Raw genomic sequence first — 20,391 nt, 5'->3', positions numbered from 1 at the left:
TGCCGGCTGCGCGACGGCATCGGTCGGTGCAGGGCTTCACAGGTCGTCCTCCTCGTCGTCGTCCCAGTCGTCGTCCTCCTCGTAGGCGTCGCAGCCGTTTGCGGAGTACCAGTGCTCGATGCGGCCCCAGCCGGGGATCCAGGCGGTCGTGCCGTCGGGCATGAGTTCGCCGCACTGGGTGCACTCGACGGGCTCTCGGATGGTGAGCAACTTCTCAGGGGGCCTGGGAGTGGTCACGGGGTGTCCTTTCGCTGGGCGAGGGTGGCGCGGATCTGCGCGATGTACGAACGAGCCTTCTCCGGAGGAACCGCACCAGCAGTGCGGCAGACACCGCAGTCGTGCGCCCACTCGTTCGGGTGGGACTCGCACGCCTTCCCCTCCGGGATACGGCGCTGCGCACGGGCCCGCACCCACTTCGACACCTCGTACGGGCGGAGATAGCCCCACCGCCCCTCCGGTACGCCGTTGCGCTCGAAGTGGACGCGTGCCGCCTCGAGCCCCTCAAGGGGGAGGCCGGCGAGGGCGCGGTGCCACGCGTCGAGCTTCGCCGCGTTCGTGGCCCGGGCCTCCTGCGCTGCCCTGGATCCGTCGTTGGGGACGTCCGCGTACGGTTCGGCGAGCTTCGCGGCGATCATCTTGTTCACCCACTTCGTGAGCCACTCCGCGGTGACAGGCGTGCCCTGCCACTGGATGACGGCCTGGGTGCCGTCAGCCTGGACAGCGACCTCGGAAGGTGCGGTGGTGCGGGCAGTGGCGAGCTCGGTGACGATGTCGCCTGCTCTCTGGATGTCGGTCATGTGGTCCTCCCGAAGAGGTCTTCGTGGGCTTGGACGAGGCCTCGGGCGGAGGCGGCGTCGCGGTTCGGTCGTTGTTGTTGACGGTTCGCGGGTGCGCGCTCCTCTTCGGTGCGCATCCAGTTCTTCCAGGTGCGGCCCCACTGGGTCTTCACCCCGCGCTGCCCGGACTGGGATGCGAAGTGGTCGATGAACTTCTGGGTGTGCCAGTCGATGTCGACGTGGGGTGTGTTCTCTGCGGCCCATGCCCGCATCTCGTCGTCGATGGTGAAATCGTCACTGATGCGAGTTCCCGCCGAGGAGCGCTTGCGCGACTTCCCCTCAGACTCCCCTTCCTCGGTAGAGGAAGGGGGAGCTGGAGTAGGAGTAGGAGATGGGGCGCAGAGCAACCCAGGCCCAACCTCAGGGGGTGGGTTTGGGGTAAACCCATCCCCAAACCCACCCCCAACGTTTGCCCCAGCGGCAGGGGCAAACGGGGGCAGCTCCTCAGCCGAAATCGAGGGCTGAGAGAGCACGTCAGTGACGCGCTTGTCCTCCCAGCACGCGTACTCCGGATGCGCTTCGCGCTGCCGGCGGAGCTCGTGGACGATGACGCCGCGGAGTTCGTTCGATGCTGTGCGGGTGTACGCGTTCGCCATCGACACGGCGAGTCGGGGCTGCTTGAGAACTCCGTCGTGCTTCACCCAGGACCGGATGAGTACTTCCTCGGTCGCTTCGTCGATGACGACGTAAAGTCCTGCCGAGAGCTCTGCGGCGGCTGCCTCGATGCGCTGGACAGTCAGGCCGCGCGCGAATGGGGTGAGGCGGTTCGGGCGCCAGTCGACGACGCCGACATAGGACAGGGTGGGGTGGGTCAGGAGCATGTAGTAGAGGTGCTGGGCTTCTAGGGTGAGCTGCCGGTGGTCGGCGTCGTTCCAGATGCCCCTGTTGATGTACGCGCGATCGCTCGCCACGTGGCCTCCTCGGGCATGAGAAACGCCCCCCAGCCGGATGGCTGAGAGGCGTTGGGGGCGAGTGGTGTCAGATGTCCCGGTTCCAGGCGTCGATGACTTCCTGGGTGGCGGGGCCGGGGTCGGGGACGCTGCCGATCGCGTCGAGTGCAGCGAGGAGTGTGCGAGCGAGGGGGCCGTCCTCGCTTTCCCCGGTGTGGTGGAGGTAAGATTGGACCTCGGCGTAGACCTTGCCGAGCTCGAATCCGGCGCGGAAGCCCGGGGTCTGGTTCTCGTCAGCCATCGTTCGTACGCTCCTCTCGCCTGTCTTCGAACTCGTGACGGGCGTCAATGATTGCCTGCTGGATCTCTAGCACCTCGGCGGTCCCGCGGCCCTCAGCGATCAGGTCGGTGATCTTGCTGAGGCCCGCAGTGAAGGCGCTGCTCGCCCACAGGGGCTCCTCGAACGCGTCGTTCACGAGGAAACCCCACTGGTACCCGGTCATGTGTGACTCGGGATCGAATCTGGTTTCATCTGCCATGAGCAGATCCTCTCAGGTGGTGGGTGTGATGGTGAGGCGGATCCGGTAAATGCCCGGAACACCGGTCGGGGCTGCGCGGCGCATGTCGGGTCCGACGAGGTGGTCGTCGTTGTCGTCCGCCCACACACCCGCGTCGGTGAGTCCGTCGATGACGGCTTTCACGGTGGGGTAGGTGTTGCCGACGTCTGCGCGGGACTTCTTGGGCGCGGAGATGTGGGCCATGACGTGGACGGTGCCGGTGACTGGGGTGAGGTTGCGTGCTGCCCAGCCGGCGAGGGTGCGGACGTGCTTCGTCCGGCGTGCGCGCTCCATGTGGTGGAGTCGCTGGTTCGAGGTCTGCCACATGGGGGCGGGGATGTCGATGACGAGTTCTTGCATGGCCCTCCTTCGGGCAACAGAAAGGCCCGCCACCACGAGGGGTGACGGGCCTTGCGGGGGCGGAAGTGTTGCTACGCGCGGGGTGGGGGAACACTTCCCAGTGCGCGGATCGTGGGGCAGGGCCAGGCCCGGTCGCACTCGTCGCAGTACGGGACGCCGGACATGGACTCGTACAGGTCGCGGTGGATGGCTCGCACGGCTTTGATCCGTGCCTCGGCCTGCTCGGCACGGGTCACCGTCGCCGCCGCCTTTTCCGCGAGGTCGTGATGCGACCAGGATGTGCGGGGCGGGGTCGGGCCGTTGAGTGCGTTCGCTACTCCGGTCAGGATCTCGCCCTGCCGCATGACGAGCGGGTGGGACTGGTCATCTGCCCATTCGTAAGCCTGGTCCCGCTCGGCCTCGGCTTGCCGTGCCCTGTCGCGGTACATGACGACGGCGCGGCCACGGATATCCGACTGCGCTTCCAGGCGAGCGATACGGTCCAGGAGCGCCGGGACAGCCTCACGCGCGGCGGCGATGAACTCCATGTCGGCCACCGCGTTGGCGTCATCGGACCAGTTCTGGATGATGCCGCCCAGCTCCTCGGTCCAGACGTACTTTCCTGCCGGGTGGGGATTCCACGGCCCTGGGGTGGCCGCTTTGGCGAGTGCTCGTAGCTGGTCTCGGGTGGGCTGCACAGTCACGGCGCCTCCTCGTGCGGGTTGCGATCGAGCATGTCCAAGGCGGCGGTGGCGTGGAGCCAGCCGAGCGCGGACGCCTCGGAGACGCAGTCGGTCCACGCCTCGCCCTGCGCCTTGCGGACCTCAGCGGCGATGAGTGCGGCGATCTGCTCGTCCTGCCTCTTCTGCCAGCGCTCGATCAGCTCCATCGTGGTCTCGCCATCTCGACGCCGCGCCCACTCTGCAGGGATGGAAAATTCTCGACGGATGCGCTTCTGCAGCGGGGTCGGGTCGGTGGTCATCGGGTCTGCTCCTTCTGGAAGTGCTGGGCCTGGTCTGCGGCCCAGTCGTGGAGGTTGGCGCGGCCAGGGTCGCCATCCGCTCGGGCCTGCTCGGCGATCGCGCGGTGCGTGGCGATCAGGGCGGCGATGGGGTCGTTCACGGCTGCTCCTCGGTGACGACACGGACGCGGCCAGTGGCGAGGAGAGCGTCTGCGAGGTCGCCGCAGTCCCACTCGCCCACGTCGGCGGTAGCGATCAGCCGGGCCAGCTCCTCGGCACCCTCGGGGCGGGTCGGCTCGGCGAGGGCGGCGGTGAGCGTGTCACGCCACAGATCGTTACCAATGGCGGCAGACAGGTTCCATGCCTTGCGCGCCCGATTCACCATCTCGTCGGTGATGTCGTCGGCGGTGAGGGCGCGGGGCTGAGCACTCATCCCGAGGCGAGCGCGCAGGGCACCACGCGCCTCGTCCCGCTCCTGCTCGGCCTTCTCGGCGCGGGCCTGCCAGTCCTCCTCGTCGGTGCGGGTGTAGGACCCGGCAGGAACGACCGCATCCAGCGCAGCACGGAGAGCTTCGGGGGTGAACGGGCCAGCGGAGATCACCTCACCCTCAGCGCTGGCCTGCACGTAGACACCGGAGGTGGAGTCCGGCTGGTCGTAGTACATGAAGCGGCACTCGTCGCCGTCGGAATCGGTCAGGGTCTCGATGAACAGGGTCATGGTCATGCTCCTTCGGGGTTGGTTCTGATCAGGCGGGTGCACTGCGCGTACGGGGTCGGGGTGCCGTTGACCTCCGACCACGAGAGAGATGGACGGTCGCCCTCGGCGTTCCAGGTGATGACCACCCACTCGCCGGGCCGCTCGAACCGGGCGGCGACCGCGAACGTGTGCTTGAAGTTCTGGTCCACGGACACGGACCAGCCGATGCGGAGCGCGTCCGTGACGAGACGCGGGAGAGAGCGGGGGATCATGTGTCCTCCCGGTTCTCGATCCGTGACCGGTACCGGGACCGGTACGGCGACGGCCAGCGGGGCGTGCACCAGGTAGGGCAGCACTCCCGGTTACAGGTCGGGCACGTGTCGGGGTCATCCGGCGGGGTCAGAGCCTCGGCATTGCTGTAGTCGTACAGGTCGGGCAGGGCGTTCATGAGGTCAGTCCTTCGAGATAGGTCAGCATGTCGAGCTGCTCGGCGGGGTGGCGGTGCGCGGCCCGGCACTCCGGGCAACGGCGGTAGGCGGTGTGGCCGGACTCGTCCGGATCCGGGGAAAAATCCCAGTGCCCGACCAGCACGACAGCGAACGCAGTCCCCGTCGCAGTCCGCAGGCACACCGAGCACTGCGCCGTCGTGCGGCCACTCCTGTCGGCGTGCACAATCCCGGTAGCCCAGGAGGGCGCGGTCGGTAGGGCCTCGGTGTGGGTGGTGATCGTGAGCCCGGCCCGGGACTCAGGCATCGGGATGGTGGACAGATCCATCACGCCGCCCTCCTGTCTGTGAATCCAGCGATGTGCGGGCCGGTATGCCCAGTGGGACGGGTGCAGCGAGTCCCGATGCGGGACAGGTGCGTGCATCTCATGCCGCTCTCATCTCTGCCGTGACCGCGCTCAGGCGGGCATGGCCGTTGAGTGCCGCGGCTCGTCGCCCAGCCGCGTACGTGACCAGCAGGTGACGGGCACACACGGCGTGTTCCACGGCAGGCTCGATGCAGGCCCGGTACGCGCAGCTCACGACACCCTCCGCAGAGGAGTCACGGACCGGGTACGGATCTCGGACACGTCGATCACCAGGCCAGTGGAGCCGTGCCGTCGGGCGGGCATCGTCGTCGCGGCCTGCGGGGTCAGGCCCAGGTCGCGCATGATCCGGGTGACGCTGATCCGGCCCGTGGACTTCGTGATCCGGTAAGCGTCCACATCGTCAGGGGACGCGGCGGTCACGAGGAGGAGAAAGTTCTCGGCATCCCAGGCGAGGGCGAGTGCCGCCGGCTCGCCGAGGGCGCGGAGTTGAGCGACAGGTACGTTTGCCGGTTCTGTTGGGCGTGGCCGATGGTGATCATGGGGGAGCCGCCGCCACGGTGGGACGGCTTGGACAGGGGTACGAATGACATGGGGTGTTCCTTTCAGGTGGTGGAGTGCCCCGGTGGCGGGCTGAGCGCTGAGCCGTCCAAGGTCGGCGTCACCGGGGCAACAGAAAGGCCCCGCCAGATGGCGAGGCCTCGGTCATGCGAGAGAGCGCTTTCAGAAGGGTGGCTGATCCTCGAACCCGCCACCCTGCGGCGCGGCGTAGCCCTGCTGGGGTGCCTGCTGGCCGTACCCCTGCGACTGCTGGGGCTGCTGGCCGTAGCCGCCGGACTGCTGGCGCTTCGGGAACACCTTCACGCCCTCCGCCCGCACCTCCACCGACGCCTGCGTCTGCCCCTGCTGGTCCTGATACGTCCGCACCCCGGTCACGGTCCCGGTGATCCGCACCTGCGACCCCTTCTCCGGCATCTGCGCGGCGAGGAGGTCGTGCACCTCGTTCCAGCACGCGACGTCGAACGGGGTCGAGGAGAGCTGGTCGTAGCCGCCCTGGTCGTTCTTCCGGGACCGTCCGGCGCGGACGGTGAGGTTCCCGACCCGGTTCTGTCCGGGGTTGTTCCAGCGGGGGTCAGCGACGATGCCGCCGTCGATGATGATCGTTGCGTCAGCCATGGGTCAGGACTCCTTGGTGGTGGGGGTGGCGTCGGGGTGGGGGAAGGTCAGGCGCTGCACGTCCTCGGAGTGCTCTCCGGGGTGGCCGTGCGGCGCGAACACGCGGTAGTCGGCGGCGCACGTCGAGCAGATGCGGCGGGACCGGGGGCCGACGAGGGAGAGCACCTTCCCGGTCTCCTCCTCGAAGAAGTTCCACGTCTTGAGGAGCTCGCGACCGTGGTCGTAGAGCAGCCTGCCGACGGGGACCTTCGGGTGGTCACTGCGGGTGATCTGGTACTCGTACGCGTACTTGACGGGTTGGCCGTTGCGCGTGCGGAACGTGGCCATCAGGCGGTCTCCTTGAGTGCGTCGATGAGGTCCATGCGGTAGCCGGACCAATGAACCCCCGCGTCTGTGACGACGATCGGGGCCTGCTTGTGCCCGAGGCCGATCACGTAGTCGTACGCGCCCGGGTCCTCGGTGATGTCGACGAGGGTGTAGGCGGTGCCGTTCTTGTCGAGGCGGCGCTTCGTGGCGATGCACTGCTGGCAGTTCGGTTGCGTGTACACGGCCACGGCGTGCGGCTGGGTCATGCGGTCTCCTTCTGAGGATGAGAAAGCCCGTCCGGCGTGAGCCAGACGGGCAAGGTGTTGATGAGGACGGGCACCCGGTCCGGGGGGATGACCCCGTGCCGGCGGACCATGTACCCGTTCTCGTAGGACCAGGCGGGGTTGCCGTGGATCCGGCGGTGACATTCGTCGTCTACGAGGAGCAGGTTCTCCATCGAGTGCGGGTCGGGCCCGCCTCGGCCGCGGCGGTGGTGGACCTGGGTGCCGGGCCCACCGCAGACGACGCAGCGTCCCTTGTCGCGTGCCCACACCCGGTCGCGTTGATTCCGGTAGTGGGCGGCGCTCTTGAGGCTCACGTCTGGCCTACCGGTTCGGCGGCGAACTCGGAACGGCGCGCCGCGCTGATCGAACGGCCGATCTCAAGCCGGTCCCGCAGAACGCGGATCCGCTCACGCGCGGCACGATGGACCTGGTCCGCGGCCTCCGCCGCGACCCGCAGCTCCTCCACCTCGAGCACCGCGGCCTGCTTGCGGTCCTCGATCGAACCGGTGCCGCCGATGTACGCGCGGGCGTACGACTTCCGGTGCTCGGACCACGCGACCACGCACGCGGCGTCCAGGCGAGCGATCTCGGTCGACAGGGCATCCAGCTCCCTGCCGATCCGAGACAGCTCCAGGACGATGTCCGTCGTGCTCATCGTTGCTCGAGCATCGGCAGGCCCGTGTCCGCGAGGAGGTCCCGCAGCTCACCCGAACGGATCGCGTCCGCGACCACGTCCTTGCCCTCGCTCTTGGCATCCCAGCGGAGCGACTGGTACGGGGCGCCCGGCTCGGTGATCACGATGCCCGGCAGGATCTCGCCGTCCGACGTGATGCCGCCAGAGTCGTCCGCGTCGACGATCGACGCGAGGATCTCCTTCGCCGCCCACGGCTTGAGCCGCTTGACCGTCTCCACCATCTCGGGATGGTCGTGCTCGATGTGGTCAGCGAGCGCGCCCTCGTCGAGGATCTTCGGGCCCCCCGACCGCTGGGCCAGAGTCACCGCAGCGACCTTCTCCCCGCCCAAGGTCACGTTCCACGACTTCGCGCCCGAGTCCTCCGCCGACGCCTCGAGCGCCTCGAGATGCTCGGCCTTCTCCGCCTTCATCGCATCCTCGACAGCGTCACGGATCAGCTTGAGCGCGGCGTACCGCAGGTTGATGTCACGCAGCAGCATGGTTCTTCTCCTCGATCTTCTTCTGGATGGTTCCGGTCAGTTCACGGATAGCCGCGGCATCCGTGGTGGTGTTCAGGTCCGTGCCGGTCCGGGCCTGGAACTGCTCACCCGCCCACGACGGGGCGATATTCGCCCGCTCGAGCACGGCCCGGAGCTCCTGCCGTGCCACGTCCGCCGGCGTCGTGACGGCGGGCTCCTCCGGCGTGACCGGGTTCGGGGTCGGCTCCTTCTCGTCCGTCACCGCGACGTCGTCCGGCGCGGCAGGCTTCTCCGCGCCGACTAGCGTCCCGCCGACGAACGTGCCCGTGGACCCGTTGTTGTAGAGCGACAGCCCGAACTGGTCCCCGAGGTGGATCGCGCACCGCTTGAGCGCGTACGACGCGGCGGACTTCATCGCCATGTCGTGCGCGTCGGCGAGCTTGTTCACCGGGTAGTTCGTGGCCCCGGCGGCGGCGTACTCGGTGAACGTCGCCAGCGACGCCCCGTCGGGGGTTCGGATGGTGAGGCGGACCCCGGCCCGGTAGCCGACGGACACGGCGTCCGCGCCGGAGCGGGACTTGCCGGGCCGCTCGTACATCAGGTCGAGCTGGAACACCTCGGAGTCGTAGTTCCCGAACCCGAACACGCGGGTCAGGTGGGCCTTGATGTCGTGGGCCTCCATGTAGGAGTTCCCGTCCCGCTGGCGGACGCGGGTCGCGTTGACCGGCTTGAGAAGCTGGTCGATCTGGGCGGGGGTGAGCGTCATGCCGCCACCCGCTCCGCGTACACAGACACCTGCACGTCACCGACCGCCAGCTCCGCAAAAGCATGCGGACCATGCTGAGACGGCACCCAGCCGAGGTCCGGCAGGGCCTCCACGGGGCGGAGGTAGTTCAGCTCGATCCGGTGCAGCGCCCCGGCATCGATCAACTTGAGTCCCTCCGGTTCGGGCAGGCCCTGATCCTGAATCCAGGCCATAGCGATGTTGAACAGGTCGTTCATTGCCTCTTCTCCTTCTTGCGGATGTTGCCAACCGCCTGCTCACCGACCGGGTCCCGGTACGGGCGCATGGTGCGCCGTTGGGGGCGTTGGTAGACGGGGGCAAGCGGGTTGTTCATGTCGGGTGTGCGGGCGGACCGGGCCTGTCGTGCCTCATCGAGAGATGTGGTGTCCTCGGCGGCGCGGCGATCGATCGCGTCCATCAGCGCGGAGAGCATGTCGTCAGCCATCCCGCCCCCAAGCACTCGGGAGGATGACGGTGCAGAACCCGGTAGCGCCGAGCACCACGGCCAGGCCGGCCACATTCGAGAGCGCGTCCAGAGTGGCGATGAAGATGCTCATTCGTCCCCCTCGTCGCCGTGCTCGACCCAGGCCGCGACCTCGAGCAGCTCCTCCGTCGTCGTGATCGCGCCGTGCGAGTGGGGGAGGAGGTCCGCCATGATGCGGCGGCGCATCTCCGCGTCATGCTTAGCCAGCCCAGACACCGGGGTCCGCGGAGACGGGAGCGGGATCGGCCTCTGCTCGGTCATGCCTCTTCCCCTTCCTTCTGGACCCAGTCAGCGAGGTCCGTGAGGGTCACGACGTACTTGCGGGCCGCGAAGCGGGCGCGGAGGACGTTCCCCTGGGTTCGCTTCACGGCCTTCCGTAGGTAGTCCTCGCTGAACGGGACGTACTCGGGGGCGTCCTTCAGTTGGATCGCGATCGGGTCAGCCACGGGTGTTCTCCTTCCGGTGGCGGGCAGGGCGGGCGCCGATGACGTCCTCGTAGGCGCTGTTGGCGATGTCGCGGGCGAGCGACGTGGTGGACTCGGGCAGGGTTCTCACGGGTGCCTCCTGGGCATGAGAAAGGCCCCCGCCTCCGGGATGGAGGCGAGGGCCGAGACGGGTGGGGGTCAGTCGGTGTAGATCTCTTGGAGCTTGGTGCGGCTCTCGACGCCTAGCGCTTCGAGCAGGTCGAGCATGCTGTCCACGATGTCGGCGAGGTCCGAGACGGCACCGACGAGCGCCATGTACTTCTCGATCTCGTCTCGCCCGCGCCCGAGCGCGAGGATCTGGCTCATGTAGTCCTCGGCACCGATGCTTAGGACCACCGTCTTCGCGACCTCGCGCTGGTAGCGCTGAATCTCGGAGATGTTCAACGTGCCGGAGATGTTGCCGTTCTCGTCGTAGGAGAACGCGACCTTGTCGTCAGTCATCGGGGCTCCTCAGGCGACGTCGAGCATGGGGACGGATGAGTCGGTCTCTCCGTAGTGCGCTTCCCAGACCTGGTCCATCAGCGCGCGGTCAGCTTCGGTGTAGGCGAGCACGTTGCGGGTCTGTCCGTTCTTGACGTTGAGCGGGTACTTCTCGGGCTCGGTGCCGTACTTCTTGACGTACTCAGCTTTGACGCGCTTTCCGAAGACTCCAGACATGGAGGAGAGTGCCTTGCCGGTGATGCCGCGCTGCTTGAGATAGTCCTGCGTGTAGAGCGGCGCGCGGGACGGGTCGAGCTGGGCATGCTCGCCGAGGCCGCGGGCGAGGACGACGCGGGCCTTCGCTTCGAGGTGGTCAGGGTGGATGAGGCCCTTCGCGGCCTGGCAGAGTTCAAGCTGGGCGCGGGACTGGTAGATCAGGGAATTGATCTGATGCTCGGTCGCGCGAGGGTTGATAGCGCCGCCGTTGTTGAAGTAGGCGTCGAGCGCGTCGGCAGCTTCACGCTGATATTCCTCGACGAGGTGGCGCGTCTGCTCGCTCTTGAGTCGGCTGGTGTCGATCGTGGCGAGCCACATCGTGAAGGTGCGGCGGTCGATCATCACCATGTCGCGGGACCGCCCATCCGCACCAACCGTGGGTATGACGCCCACGGTTGCCCAGGAGGTGCGCTCGAGTCGCTGACGTTGCCCCGAATAGTCGAGGCCGATGGACTCGCAGAGCGGACGGAGGGCGACGTGTGGCTTTTCGTCGACGAGCGCGGCGGTGATGTGCTGGTTGTGAAACGGGATCTGGACGAGGTCCATGGGATAGCCTTCCTGGTGTGTGTTGTTGGAGCGGATGCTCTGTGACCCCCGTCCGATGGCAGTCGGCGGGGGTCGATTCATGCGGTGGTGGTGTCGGTGTCGAAGTAGCCGATGATCCGGCGTACGGCTCGCTCTCCTGTGGGGTCGGAGTGGGGGAGCTTCTCTGAGCTGCCGTTCCACCAGTTCAGATAGGTGATCGCGGCGGCCCGGAGGGGGCGGCGCTTGAGGTGGGGAAGCGCGGCGGCGACGATCGCCTGAGCCTCGGATAGGGACATAACGTTCTCCTTCGAGATCACCCGCCGGTGGCGGGGGCCGCAGGAAGCTACGGGCTTGGATGCTGCTGGGGGTGTGCCGCTCAGGCGGCGTCGCTGTAGGAGCGGGGGGTGTAGTTGGTGGTGATCGACCCCTCGGGAAGTCCGTAGGCGATCTCGAGGGCGGCGAGCATCTGGACAGATGCGCCGCGGTGCCCGTTCTCGATCGCGGAGATGGTGCCGCGGGACGGGCGCTTGCCGGTCTCTTCCTCGACGCGGTCGAGGACGGTCTCGACGGTGAGCCCGAGGGCGGCGCGGAGGGCGGAGAGGGGGATGTGAGGTTCGGTTCGCTCGGGCCGCTTTGCCTCGTAGCGCTCCCGGAGTGCTCGGTTCGTTGCCATGACAGAGAGACTAGAGGGCAAACATCCCAGGCGCAAGCCCCCGGAGTGTCGGAAAACTCGGGTGACCAGCTGAACTACATCCGTGTGAGCACTTGTGCAGGTCACCCCCTGGGTGGCATGTTTGCCCAACCACTTCGATGTTTGCCAAAAGTGTTGGGGAGGATAGAGCCATGACAACCGGACCAGACCTAGAGCGCCTCGGCAGAGCGATCCGCCTATACCGAGACATCACCAACCTGACTCAAGACGAGATCGCCACCCGCGGCGGCCCCAGCGACGTCACCATCCGCGGCCTCGAGAACGGCAACGGTAAGAAGCCCAACGGCGCAACGCTCCGCAAGATCGACCGGGGCCTCAGGTGGCCCGAGGGGTTCGCGGCCAAGCTCCTCTCGGGCGACGCCGAGCTCTACGAAGACATCGATCCTGAGGGCGGCCGGGTGCCGAGCTTCATGGACTTCACAGCGGACCCCATGCGCGACGCTCTACCCCCGAGTGACGAGGATATGGAGGCGTCGCACGCCGCGTGGATTGCTGAGCGCCCGATCTACGAGCAGTCCACTGCTGACCTCATCACTGAGCTGGCGGGGCGCTACAGGGAACAGCAGAAGCGGATCCAACAGCTGGAGGAGGAGCGGACCGCGCTGCTGGCCCGCGTTGACAGCCTGTCGCGACCATCGTCGGCTCCGAACGCTCGTCTGTCAGTCCTGCGCGGCAATGTCTCTCATGACGAGCGGGAGGAGTTATACAGGCGTGCAGAGCAGGTCGATCTATCCCGCGAGCCGTTCGCGGCTGTGGACCCCGAGGACACGTCCGACGACGACGAGCCTGTGTGACTATGCCGAGAGCCAGGGCATCGCGATCGTCTGGGTATCGGACCTCCCGAATGAGGCGCGTTGGCACGAGGGCGTGCAGATCATCTCTGTCCGCTACGGGATGACGGAGCGGCGCACCGTGTCCGTGATCGCGCACGAGCTCGGGCACTGGTGGAACGCTGACTGGTGCTCCGACCTAGCGGCAGAGCGCCGAGCGTGGCGGTTCGCGGGCGCGATGCTCATCGATGCCGCCGAGTATGCAGAGGCCGAACGGGAGCATCACGCGGCCGGCGCGATAGCCAGGGCACTTGGCGTCCTCACCGACGTGATCCACGGGTACCGATCCACGCTCATGGCATGATGAAAAGCCCCCGAAACCAGTTAGTTTCTGACTTCGGGGGCTTTACTGCGGGGTCAGGCGGTGAGCTGCAGCTGGATCGCGATCTGCTCGAGCGCCTGCCGTGCGCGCTTGTCGCTCAGGTGGAGGTAGCCGCGAGTTGATGCCATGGAGGAGTGGCCGACGATCATGCGGATCACCTCGGAGTCGATGCCCGCCTCGTGCAGGAGCGTGGCGGTGGTGTGGCGGGCCTCGTGCAGCACGTACGGGCGTCCGGCAGGGTGAGCCACGTCCGATGCCGCGACGATCATCTTCCAGTCCGCAAGGTCTTCCGCCGCGTCGCGCGACAGGCCGTCCGGGCGCGGCCACACCAGATCGTGCGGGGATGATGGCGCGACCTTCCGCCACTCCTCGAGCGCCCCGACCATCCATGGCACCAGCGGGATGATGCGGTGGCCGGCGGTGGACTTCGGGCGAGCCCAGTGCACGCGATCGTGCATGTGGACGACTTCGTAGTCGTCGGGGTAGATGAAGTGCCGGGCATGGCAGTCCGCGCCGCGCTTCTTCCGGCACGGATCATCGCCGCATCCGTGCTGCCACGTGAGCGGCATCCGCTGCCAAGAAATGTCAGCCGTGCCCGCTTCGAGGTCCACCGCGGCCCACGTGAGGCCCAGGCACTCGGCCTGTCGCATGCCCTGCAGGAGCGCGGCGGCCCAGCGGGTCTTGTCGCCGCGGTGTTCGGTGGCCCAGCCGAGGATCTTGAGGGCGTCCTCGACGGGGATCGCGGCCCGGTCGGTGAGCCCGGCGGACGGTGGCGGCACGTCGGTGGCGGCCGCGGTCACGGGGTGCCCTTCGCGGCGGGCGTCCTTAAGCAGCTTCATCGTGACGGCGTGGGTGCGGGTGATGCTTGAGGGTGCGCGGCCCGCGTCGCGCATCGCCTTGTGGATCTTGCGCACGTCGGCGGCAGTGAGCTCGGAGAACTTCCGGTGTCCGATCGCGGGGACGATCCACTGCGTGACGGCGGAGCGGGTCGCGGTGAAGGACGCGGGGCGGAGGTTCTTCTGCTCGCGGGGGAGCCACTCGTCGCACCATGCCTTGACGGTGGTGCGGGTGTCGAGGTCCCCGGTGCCGTCTTCGTGGGCCTGGATCGCCTTCTTGAGTCGCCGCTTGCACTCGGCCTCGGTGGTGGCGACGACGGTCTTGCGGCGGCGGTTGCCGGTGCGCGTGTACCCCGCGTCGAAGCGGCCGACCCACTTCCCGTCTGCTCGCTGGGAGACGCTGCCGGTGCCGTACTGCCGTCTCGGTCTCGGCTTTTTCGCTGCCATGTCTCTGCCCTCTCTCGCGGATGCCCATTCGACTACCCATGTAGAGCGTATGTCAGGCGTAGGACTGATCTATTAAGGTGCTGGCCAGGCCTACTTTCTGCCCCCCTCAGGGTAGTGCACCTCTTCACTCGTAATGAATAGGTCGCCGGTTCGATTCCGGCAGGCGGCTCCGCACGCCCGAAGGCCCCGCCCTGTGAGACCACAGGAGCGGGGCCTTCTCGTTGCCCCGCTCAGCCCAGCGGGGCCGGAGGCTGCGGCGGCACCGCGAGCCCGCGCTCGAAGGCGTTCAGCGCGATCTGCAGCCGCGAGGTGCAGCCCAGCTTCGCCATCAGCGAGGAGACGTGGGACTTCACCGTCGACTCCGACAGCGACAGAGCCCGCGCGATCCCGGCGTTGGACTCCGCCGCGCACAGCAGGGTCAGCACCTCGCTCTCGCGCTCGGTCAGTCCCAGCTGCTCGAGCTGCTCGCGGGAGGAGCCGCCGCCGACGGGGCTCGGCACGGGCACGTGCGAGGCATGGGCGGTGATCTGGGCGGCCAGCTGAGGGGTCAGCACGGTGCCGGCCTCGTCACGTGCGGCGCGCACCGCGGCGGCGAGGGCCGAGGCGCTCGAGGACTTCAGCAGGAATCCGCTCGCGCCGGCGGCCAGTGCCTCGCGCACCTGCTCGTCGGTGCCGAAGGTGGTCATCAGCAGCACCGCGGTCTCGCGGTGGCGGGCGCGCACCAGGCGCGTCGCGTCGATCCCGTTCATCCCCGGCAGGGTGTGGTCCATGAGCACCACGTCGATCGCCTGCTGGTCGAGGGCACGCAGCGCCTCGTCGGCCGTCCCCACCCGGGCGACGACCTCGAGGTCCTCCTCCCGCTCCAGGTAGCCGCCGAGTGCTTCGCGCACGATCGGGTCGTCATCGCAGATCATCACCGTGGTCATGGCACCGCATCCTGTCGTCATGGCATCCGCTGTCACTGCGTCCGGGGTCATGCTCTCCCATCCTCGCCCGTGCCGCCCGGCGTGTCCCCGCGCCGGGATGCCGCATCGGCTCGTGCATCGGGCGGCGCGGGGCGGGTGCAGGCGAGGGTGAGGCGGGTGAGGAACAGGGTCCCGTCCCGGCGGGTCTCGAGCCGCCCGCCGCTCTGGGCGAGGCGCTCGTGCATCCCGTCCAGACCTGCACCGCCGCGGGGCGCGCTCGCCGGAGCGGACGCGATGCCGTTGCGGATCAGCAGCTCCAAGCGGGGGTGCCCGCTGTCGTTCTCGGCGCCCGGCAGGCAGAGCTCGCCGAGCACCGCGACCGGTACGCACCGGTCCCCGTGACGGATCACGTTCGCCTCGACCTCGCGCAGGCACCGCTCGAGCACGCCCTGGCGGGGGACGGGCAGGGTCCGATCGCCCTCGAGGGAGACCTGCGCGGTGAACCCCTCGGCGAGCAGCCGCAGCCGCAGCGCCTCGAGCAGCTCGCCGAGTCCGATCGTGCAGCGGGGCTCCGCGGACGCGGCCAGCGGGGTCTCGGCGGTGTCCGCGGTGCGCAGCGCGTCCAGCAGCACGCGCAGCTCCTCGGTGGCCTCGCGCGCGGTCCCGGAGATCCGGGAGAACTGCACGGCATCGGCGGCGTCGATGCCGGGTCGCATCGCCGCGTCCTCGGACAGCATCACCACCCGTGTCATGGCCCGCACCCCGGTGTCATGCAGCTCGCGGGCGATCGCGCGGCGCTGCTCGGCCAGGTCCGTCAGGCGCCGGGACCGCTCCTCGCGGATCCGACCGGTGAGCATGCGGCCCCAGGTGCCGGCGAGGACGGCCCCCGTCTGCAGCACCAGCCACAGCATCACCTGGGAGATCAGGAACTCCGGATCGTCTCCGCGCAGCACCCCGGAGACGGCCGGCGGGATGACGTGCCAGGAGGCCATTCCGATCGCGGTCAGCAGGTGGCCGCGCGCGGCGCAGGCGGCGATCGTGACGGGGGAGGCGAGGATGCCGGTGCCGATGTGCGCGGGCCCGTTGCCCAGCCCCAGGGTCAGCACCGTGCCCACGGCCACCGCGCCGAGCACGGGCTGGCGCACGGAGAGCCCGCCCGCGGCGCTCAGCAGCACCGCGATCACGGTGGAGGCGCGGTCCACGCCCGAGGCGATCGGGACGGAGACCACCAGCAGCAGGGTCGTCACCAGAGCGGCCGCGACCCAGCCGCCGAGGGCGCGTCGGCTCATCGCGCGCGGACGCGCGGAGCCGCGAGCGACGAAGGGTCCGGTGCCCCCTGATTCGTCCTCACCCGCTGCGTACGGGCCGGTCACTGGCGAGGTCACCGGGCCAGGCTAACCGTCCCCGCGGCCGCTGGGAGAGCAGGTCCGAGAAGTCTTCGCGCTGCAGCAGATCCCTCAGGCGGCGGGCTTCGCGGGGCTGATCACCAGCTCGTCGATGACCACATGCGGCGGGCTGGTCAGCACGAAGGCGACGGCCCGCCCCACGTCCTCGGGGCTCAGCATGACCGCCCGCTCACCGGCGCCCGGCACGGTGGGGCGGCGGTCCAGGAAGTCGCTGTCCACGTCCCCGGGGCACAGATGGCAGGCACGGATGCCGTGGCGGTTCTCCTGCGCGTTGAGGGTCGCCACCAGCGGGCCGAGCGCGGTCTTGGAGGCGCTGTAGGCGGCGCCGGCGTCGGGCGAGAAGCGCCAGGCGGAGTAGGAGGAGATCAGCACGATCGTGCCCGCCCCTCGCTCGCGCATCCCCGGCAGCACGGCGTCGATCACCGAGACCGGGCCCAGCAGGTTCGTGTCGGTGATGGCGGCGAACTCCTCGAGGTCCTGATCGCGCCAATAACGGCGCGGAGCGTTCATCCCGGCGGAGAGCACGAGCGCCTCGATCGGGCCGAGCTCCTGCGCGATCCGTGCCGCGGCCGCGCGCACCGCCTCCCGATCGGTGACATCCAGCGGGACGGGCAGCGCGGTCCCGCCGAGCTCCCGGATCTCGCGCGCCACCTCCTCGAGCACCTCGGGCCGACGTCCCGACAGCGCGATCGGGCGGCCGTCCTCCGCGGCGGCCAGGGCGGCGGCCCGTCCCATGCCCGATCCGGCGCCGGTGATCCACAGGGTGGGCGTGTCCATCGCCGTCGTCTCCTTCTGATGCTTGACCCCGCCGGGTGCAGGGTCGAGAGTGGACCCGGCGTCGAGGACCCGGGCCCGGGTCCTGCCCAGCGTAGAGCGCGCTCCGCCGCTCACGCCCACTGTCCAGGGAGAAGCATGCAGATCGATCTGAGCGGGCGCGTCGTGCTCGTGACCGGCGCGGCGCGCGGCATCGGCCGCACCATCGCCGAGACCTTCGCCCGCGAGGGCGCCCACGTGGTCGCGATGGATCTGGATGCCGACGCGCTCGCCGGGATGGAGCAGGACTCCCACGCCGCGCTGGCTCTGCCCTGCGACATCACCGATCCCGCGCAGGTGCGGGAGGCGGTCGCGGCGATCGAGGAGCGCTTCGGCCGCCTCGACGTGCTGATCAACAACGCCGGCATCAATGCCGAGGGGCCGCTGGAGAGCTTCGACCCCGAGCTGTGGGACCGCCTGTTCGCGGTGAACGTGCGCGGGGTGCTGAACACCTGCCAGGCCGTGATTCCGCTGATGAAGCGGCAGCGCGCTGGCAGGATCATCAACGCGGCCTCCTTCGCCGCGGTGATCCCGAGCGTCGACGCCGCCGCCTACGGCGCCTCGAAGGCGGCGGTGGTGCAGATGACGCGGGTGCTCGCGAGCGAGCTCGGCCCGTGGGGCATCACCGTGAACGCCTACGCACCGGGGATGATCCCCACCGCGATGAACGGCTTCGCGGCGCTGGGGGAGGAGGCCGCCGCGGCCAAGCTCGACCAGCTCAGCGTGCGCCGCTGGGGCGTCCCCGAGGACGTCGCGAAGCTGTGCCTGTTCCTGGCCAGCGACCTCTCCGACTACGTCACCGGGGCCCTGCTGGATGTCAGCGGCGGCAAGTTCGCCACCCAGGATCCGGGGGCGGCCTGGCGCGCGCTCTGAGGGGCGCCGACGGGTCGGGCGCCCCGCGCGGGCTCCGCGCCCTCGACGCGATCTGGGTAGACGCATTTTTTTGAATTAGTCCAGAAAAGGAGCTATGCTGACGCCATGTCGACTCCCGATCACACCTCCGCCCTGCGGGGCGCCGGCCTGCGAGTGACCGCTCCGCGGCTCGCCACGCTGGCTGTGGTCGAGGCGCATCCGCACTGCGATGCCGAGGCCATCGCGCAGAGGGTGCGCGAGGGGCTCGGGACCGTCTCCCGCCAGGCCGTCTACGACGTCCTGAACGCCCTCTCCGATGCCGAGCTGCTGCGACGGGTCTCCGTCGGCGGCCGCAGCATGCAGTACGAGATCCACCGCCACGACAACCACCACCACCTCGTCTGTCGCTCCTGCGGCAGGCTCGAGGACGTGCCCTGCGCGATCGGCGCCTCACCCTGCCTGATCCCGCACGATGACCACGGCTTCGAGATCGAAGTCGCGGACGTCGTCTACCGGGGTGTGTGCTCCGCCTGCCGCAGGAGCGACAGACGAGGTGGTGGTGGTTGTCGTGGCGGTGGATCGTCCCCGCCGGCTCCGTCGGCACGACCGCCCCGGCCGGCACCTTCCCCGCGCACCGCGCCCCACAGACCCCCTGAGGTCGTCGCACCCACCGTCGCCCCCAGGACCGCAGGACCCCTGTCTCGTTGTTTCGTCACGGACTGTCAGAAACCATCCACCACCCGAGGAGAAGTTCATGAACCACTTCGACCCCACGGTTCCCAGCACCACCGAGTCCGGTGCGCCCCGCGAGTCGGACGCGCACTCGCTGAGCATCGGCGCCGACGGCCCCCTGATGCTCCATGACGTCGCCCTGGTCGAGAAGCTCGCCCGCTTCGACCGCGAGCGCGTCCCGGAGCGCAGCCCCCACGCCAAGGGCTCCGGCGCCTTCGGCGAGCTCGAGGTCACCGAGGACGTCTCGAAGTACACCAAGGCCGATCTCTTCCAGCCCGGCCGCAAGACCCCGATGCTGGCCCGCTTCTCGACCGTCGCCGGTGAGCTCGGCTCGCCCGACACCTGGCGCGACGTGCGCGGCTTCGCGCTGAAGTTCTACACGCAGCAGGGCAACCTCGACATCGTCGGCAACAACACGCCGATCTTCTTCCTGCGCGACCCGATGAAGTTCCCCGACTTCATCCACTCCCAGAAGCGCACCCCGGACTCCGGCCTGCGCTCCAACCAGATGCAGTGGGACTTCTGGTCCAACTCGCCCGAGTCCGCCCACCAGGTCACCTACCTGATGGGTGAGCGCGGCCTGCCCAAGTCCTGGCGCCACATGAACGGCTACGGCTCCCACACCTACATGTGGGTCAACGCCGACGGCGAGAAGTTCTGGATCAAGTACCACTTCCACACCGATCAGGGCATGGAGTTCCTCTCCAACGCGGAGGCCGAGAAGATCGCCGGCTCCGACGGCGACTACCACCGCCGCGACCTGTTCGACGCCATCGAGCGCGGCGAGCACCCCAGCTGGACCATGTCCGTCCAGGTGATCCCCTACGAGGATGCGAAGAACTACCGATTCAACATCTTCGACCTCACCAAGACGGTCCCGCACTCGGACTACCCGCTGATCAAGGTCGGCAAGTTCACGCTGAACAAGAACCCCGTGAACCACTTCGCACAGATCGAGCAGGCCGCCTTCAGCCCCTCGAACACCGTGCCGGGCACGGGCGTCTCCCCGGACAAGATGCTGCTGGGCCGCGTCTTCTCCTACCCGGACGCTCAGCGTCACCGCATCGGCACCAACTTCAACCAGCTGCCGGTGAACCAGCCGATCGTGCCCACCAACTCCTACGACAAGGAGGGGCACATGCAGTTCCTGCACAGCGGCGATGCGCCGGTGTACGCGCCCAACTCCTACGGTCGCGCCTACCAGGACGAGCAGGGCCCGGTCGACAACGGCTGGGAGGCCGACGGTGAGATGGTGCGCGCCGCGTACACCCTCCACGCCGATGACAGCGACTTCATCCAGCCCGGCATCCTGGTGCGCGAGGTGTTCGACGACGCCCAGCGCGACCAGTTCGTCGAGACCGTCGCGGGCTCGCTGACCACGGTCGAGGAGCCGGTGCTGTCCAAGGCGCTGCAGTACTGGAAGAACGTGGACACCACCATCGGTGAGCGCATCGAGCTGGCCGTCAACACCTCCAAGGGTGACGAGCAGCCCGGTGGCGATCCGCTGAACGCCTGAGCTGACGCATGAAGGCCGGGTCGGGGCGATGCCCCGGC

35 protein-coding genes and 1 pseudogene are annotated in these 20,391 nt (G+C 68.7%); 5 read left to right on the top strand and 31 right to left on the bottom strand.

What is annotated here, in order from left to right:
• Positions 1–36: 36 nt before the first annotated feature.
• The 27 genes from BN4251_RS09875 to BN4251_RS09745 form a co-directional block, all read right to left on the bottom strand.
• Complete coding sequence (locus BN4251_RS09875; protein WP_087484914.1) at positions 37–237, bottom strand: hypothetical protein; 201 nt, start codon at positions 235–237, stop codon at positions 37–39.
• Positions 234–797 (bottom strand): hypothetical protein, encoded by a 564-nt coding sequence (locus BN4251_RS09870; protein ID WP_087484913.1) that lies wholly within the window; start codon positions 795–797, stop codon positions 234–236. The genes BN4251_RS09875 and BN4251_RS09870 overlap by 4 nt, the downstream gene beginning before the upstream one ends.
• Positions 794–1,747, bottom strand: coding sequence for a hypothetical protein (locus BN4251_RS09865; protein WP_087484912.1), 954 nt, complete (start codon positions 1,745–1,747; stop codon positions 794–796). Before BN4251_RS09865 ends, BN4251_RS09870 begins: the two co-directional genes overlap by 4 nt.
• Positions 1,748–1,814: 67 nt before the next feature.
• A complete protein-coding gene (locus BN4251_RS09860) occupies positions 1,815–2,027 on the bottom strand; it encodes a hypothetical protein (protein WP_087484911.1) in 213 nt (70 codons plus the stop codon).
• Positions 2,020–2,265, bottom strand: coding sequence for a hypothetical protein (locus BN4251_RS09855; RefSeq protein WP_087484910.1), 246 nt, complete (start codon positions 2,263–2,265; stop codon positions 2,020–2,022). Before BN4251_RS09855 ends, BN4251_RS09860 begins: the two co-directional genes overlap by 8 nt.
• A 12-nt stretch (positions 2,266–2,277) precedes the next feature.
• Complete coding sequence (locus BN4251_RS09850; RefSeq protein WP_087484909.1) at positions 2,278–2,643, bottom strand: RusA family crossover junction endodeoxyribonuclease; 366 nt, start codon at positions 2,641–2,643, stop codon at positions 2,278–2,280.
• A 71-nt stretch (positions 2,644–2,714) separates the two neighbouring features.
• A complete protein-coding gene (locus tag BN4251_RS09845) occupies positions 2,715–3,326 on the bottom strand; it encodes a hypothetical protein (protein ID WP_087484908.1) in 612 nt (203 codons plus the stop codon).
• Positions 3,323–3,604: a hypothetical protein gene (locus tag BN4251_RS09840; RefSeq protein ID WP_087484907.1), complete on the bottom strand. Its 282-nt coding sequence runs from the start codon at positions 3,602–3,604 to the stop codon at positions 3,323–3,325. Before BN4251_RS09840 ends, BN4251_RS09845 begins: the two co-directional genes overlap by 4 nt.
• Positions 3,601–3,744 carry a hypothetical protein gene (locus tag BN4251_RS18305; protein ID WP_170931915.1) on the bottom strand — a complete coding sequence of 48 codons (144 nt, stop codon included), beginning with the start codon at positions 3,742–3,744 and terminating at the stop codon, positions 3,601–3,603. The genes BN4251_RS09840 and BN4251_RS18305 overlap by 4 nt, the downstream gene beginning before the upstream one ends.
• The gene (locus tag BN4251_RS09835; protein WP_087484906.1) at positions 3,741–4,301 is read right to left on the bottom strand and encodes a hypothetical protein; all 561 of its coding nucleotides are present in this window, start codon (positions 4,299–4,301) and stop codon (positions 3,741–3,743) included. The genes BN4251_RS18305 and BN4251_RS09835 overlap by 4 nt, the downstream gene beginning before the upstream one ends.
• A gap of 2 nt (positions 4,302–4,303) precedes the next feature.
• Positions 4,304–4,552: a hypothetical protein gene (locus BN4251_RS09830; RefSeq protein WP_087484905.1), complete on the bottom strand. Its 249-nt coding sequence runs from the start codon at positions 4,550–4,552 to the stop codon at positions 4,304–4,306.
• Between the two features lie 172 nt (positions 4,553–4,724).
• On the bottom strand, positions 4,725–5,054 hold the full coding sequence (locus tag BN4251_RS09825; RefSeq protein ID WP_140398420.1) for a hypothetical protein: 330 nt from the start codon (positions 5,052–5,054) through the stop codon (positions 4,725–4,727).
• Between the two features lie 249 nt (positions 5,055–5,303).
• Positions 5,304–5,489 (bottom strand): hypothetical protein, encoded by a 186-nt coding sequence (locus BN4251_RS09820; RefSeq protein WP_170931914.1) that lies wholly within the window; start codon positions 5,487–5,489, stop codon positions 5,304–5,306.
• Positions 5,490–5,813: 324 nt separating this feature from the next.
• Entirely contained in the window at positions 5,814–6,266 is a 453-nt protein-coding gene (locus BN4251_RS09815; protein WP_087484902.1) for a single-stranded DNA-binding protein, read from the bottom strand.
• A gap of 3 nt (positions 6,267–6,269) precedes the next feature.
• Complete coding sequence (locus tag BN4251_RS09810) at positions 6,270–6,593, bottom strand: hypothetical protein (RefSeq protein ID WP_087484901.1); 324 nt, start codon at positions 6,591–6,593, stop codon at positions 6,270–6,272.
• On the bottom strand, positions 6,593–6,838 hold the full coding sequence (locus BN4251_RS09805) for a glutaredoxin domain-containing protein (RefSeq protein WP_087484900.1): 246 nt from the start codon (positions 6,836–6,838) through the stop codon (positions 6,593–6,595). The genes BN4251_RS09810 and BN4251_RS09805 overlap by 1 nt, the downstream gene beginning before the upstream one ends.
• A gap of 328 nt (positions 6,839–7,166) precedes the next feature.
• Positions 7,167–7,511, bottom strand: coding sequence for a hypothetical protein (locus tag BN4251_RS09795; RefSeq protein ID WP_087484898.1), 345 nt, complete (start codon positions 7,509–7,511; stop codon positions 7,167–7,169).
• Positions 7,508–8,029 carry a hypothetical protein gene (locus tag BN4251_RS09790; RefSeq protein WP_087484897.1) on the bottom strand — a complete coding sequence of 174 codons (522 nt, stop codon included), beginning with the start codon at positions 8,027–8,029 and terminating at the stop codon, positions 7,508–7,510. The genes BN4251_RS09795 and BN4251_RS09790 overlap by 4 nt, the downstream gene beginning before the upstream one ends.
• On the bottom strand, positions 8,016–8,774 hold the full coding sequence (locus tag BN4251_RS09785) for a Rad52/Rad22 family DNA repair protein (RefSeq protein WP_087484896.1): 759 nt from the start codon (positions 8,772–8,774) through the stop codon (positions 8,016–8,018). The genes BN4251_RS09790 and BN4251_RS09785 overlap by 14 nt, the downstream gene beginning before the upstream one ends.
• Positions 8,771–9,010, bottom strand: a complete 240-nt coding sequence (locus tag BN4251_RS09780) for a hypothetical protein (RefSeq protein ID WP_087484895.1) — start codon at positions 9,008–9,010, stop codon at positions 8,771–8,773. The genes BN4251_RS09785 and BN4251_RS09780 overlap by 4 nt, the downstream gene beginning before the upstream one ends.
• A complete protein-coding gene (locus tag BN4251_RS09775; protein WP_087484894.1) occupies positions 9,007–9,237 on the bottom strand; it encodes a hypothetical protein in 231 nt (76 codons plus the stop codon). The genes BN4251_RS09780 and BN4251_RS09775 overlap by 4 nt, the downstream gene beginning before the upstream one ends.
• 108 nt (positions 9,238–9,345) lie before the next feature.
• Positions 9,346–9,537 carry a hypothetical protein gene (locus tag BN4251_RS09770; RefSeq protein WP_087484893.1) on the bottom strand — a complete coding sequence of 64 codons (192 nt, stop codon included), beginning with the start codon at positions 9,535–9,537 and terminating at the stop codon, positions 9,346–9,348.
• Positions 9,534–9,722: a hypothetical protein gene (locus BN4251_RS09765; protein ID WP_087484892.1), complete on the bottom strand. Its 189-nt coding sequence runs from the start codon at positions 9,720–9,722 to the stop codon at positions 9,534–9,536. The genes BN4251_RS09770 and BN4251_RS09765 overlap by 4 nt, the downstream gene beginning before the upstream one ends.
• 177 nt (positions 9,723–9,899) lie before the next feature.
• A complete protein-coding gene (locus BN4251_RS09760; protein WP_087484891.1) occupies positions 9,900–10,202 on the bottom strand; it encodes a hypothetical protein in 303 nt (100 codons plus the stop codon).
• Positions 10,203–10,211: 9 nt separating this feature from the next.
• Entirely contained in the window at positions 10,212–11,003 is a 792-nt protein-coding gene (locus tag BN4251_RS09755) for a phage antirepressor N-terminal domain-containing protein (protein ID WP_087484890.1), read from the bottom strand.
• 77 nt (positions 11,004–11,080) lie between these two features.
• Positions 11,081–11,278 carry a hypothetical protein gene (locus BN4251_RS09750; RefSeq protein ID WP_087484889.1) on the bottom strand — a complete coding sequence of 66 codons (198 nt, stop codon included), beginning with the start codon at positions 11,276–11,278 and terminating at the stop codon, positions 11,081–11,083.
• A gap of 80 nt (positions 11,279–11,358) precedes the next feature.
• Positions 11,359–11,655 (bottom strand): helix-turn-helix domain-containing protein, encoded by a 297-nt coding sequence (locus BN4251_RS09745; protein WP_212647604.1) that lies wholly within the window; start codon positions 11,653–11,655, stop codon positions 11,359–11,361.
• Positions 11,656–11,825: 170 nt separating this feature from the next.
• On the opposite strand from BN4251_RS09745, the gene BN4251_RS09740 reads away from it, so the two are divergent.
• On the top strand, positions 11,826–12,488 hold the full coding sequence (locus BN4251_RS09740; RefSeq protein WP_170931913.1) for a helix-turn-helix domain-containing protein: 663 nt from the start codon (positions 11,826–11,828) through the stop codon (positions 12,486–12,488).
• Between the two features lie 73 nt (positions 12,489–12,561).
• Complete coding sequence (locus BN4251_RS09735) at positions 12,562–12,828, top strand: ImmA/IrrE family metallo-endopeptidase (protein WP_087484887.1); 267 nt, start codon at positions 12,562–12,564, stop codon at positions 12,826–12,828.
• 53 nt (positions 12,829–12,881) lie between these two features.
• Here the strand turns inward: BN4251_RS09735 and BN4251_RS09730 are convergent, their stop codons facing one another.
• The 4 genes from BN4251_RS09730 to BN4251_RS09715 all read right to left on the bottom strand — a co-directional run bounded on the left by BN4251_RS09730 (position 12,882) and on the right by BN4251_RS09715 (position 17,217).
• Positions 12,882–14,129 carry a tyrosine-type recombinase/integrase gene (locus BN4251_RS09730; RefSeq protein ID WP_087484886.1) on the bottom strand — a complete coding sequence of 416 codons (1,248 nt, stop codon included), beginning with the start codon at positions 14,127–14,129 and terminating at the stop codon, positions 12,882–12,884.
• A 230-nt stretch (positions 14,130–14,359) separates the two neighbouring features.
• The gene (locus tag BN4251_RS09725; protein WP_087484885.1) at positions 14,360–15,055 is read right to left on the bottom strand and encodes a response regulator transcription factor; all 696 of its coding nucleotides are present in this window, start codon (positions 15,053–15,055) and stop codon (positions 14,360–14,362) included.
• A 47-nt stretch (positions 15,056–15,102) separates the two neighbouring features.
• Entirely contained in the window at positions 15,103–16,419 is a 1,317-nt protein-coding gene (locus tag BN4251_RS09720) for a sensor histidine kinase (RefSeq protein ID WP_140398419.1), read from the bottom strand.
• Between the two features lie 72 nt (positions 16,420–16,491).
• A complete protein-coding gene (locus BN4251_RS09715) occupies positions 16,492–17,217 on the bottom strand; it encodes an SDR family oxidoreductase (protein WP_087484883.1) in 726 nt (241 codons plus the stop codon).
• Between the two features lie 135 nt (positions 17,218–17,352).
• Here BN4251_RS09715 and BN4251_RS09710 point away from each other — a divergent pair, with 135 nt between their 5' ends.
• The 3 genes and pseudogenes from BN4251_RS09710 (at position 17,353) to BN4251_RS09700 (ending at position 20,353) form a co-directional block, all read left to right on the top strand.
• Positions 17,353–18,126, top strand: a complete 774-nt coding sequence (locus tag BN4251_RS09710; protein ID WP_087484882.1) for an SDR family NAD(P)-dependent oxidoreductase — start codon at positions 17,353–17,355, stop codon at positions 18,124–18,126.
• Between the two features lie 105 nt (positions 18,127–18,231).
• Positions 18,232–18,648 (top strand): annotated as a pseudogene (locus BN4251_RS09705) (Fur family transcriptional regulator); the annotation flags it as partial.
• A 211-nt stretch (positions 18,649–18,859) separates the two neighbouring features.
• Positions 18,860–20,353 carry a catalase gene (locus BN4251_RS09700; RefSeq protein ID WP_087484881.1) on the top strand — a complete coding sequence of 498 codons (1,494 nt, stop codon included), beginning with the start codon at positions 18,860–18,862 and terminating at the stop codon, positions 20,351–20,353.
• Positions 20,354–20,391: the final 38 nt, after the last annotated feature.

This window comes from Brachybacterium massiliense, from assembly GCF_900184245.1.
GTDB classification, from domain to species: Bacteria; Actinomycetota; Actinomycetes; order Actinomycetales; family Dermabacteraceae; genus Brachybacterium; species Brachybacterium massiliense.
Note: the sequence above shows the minus strand (reverse complement) of the source record. Positions and strands in the feature narration are given on the sequence as shown.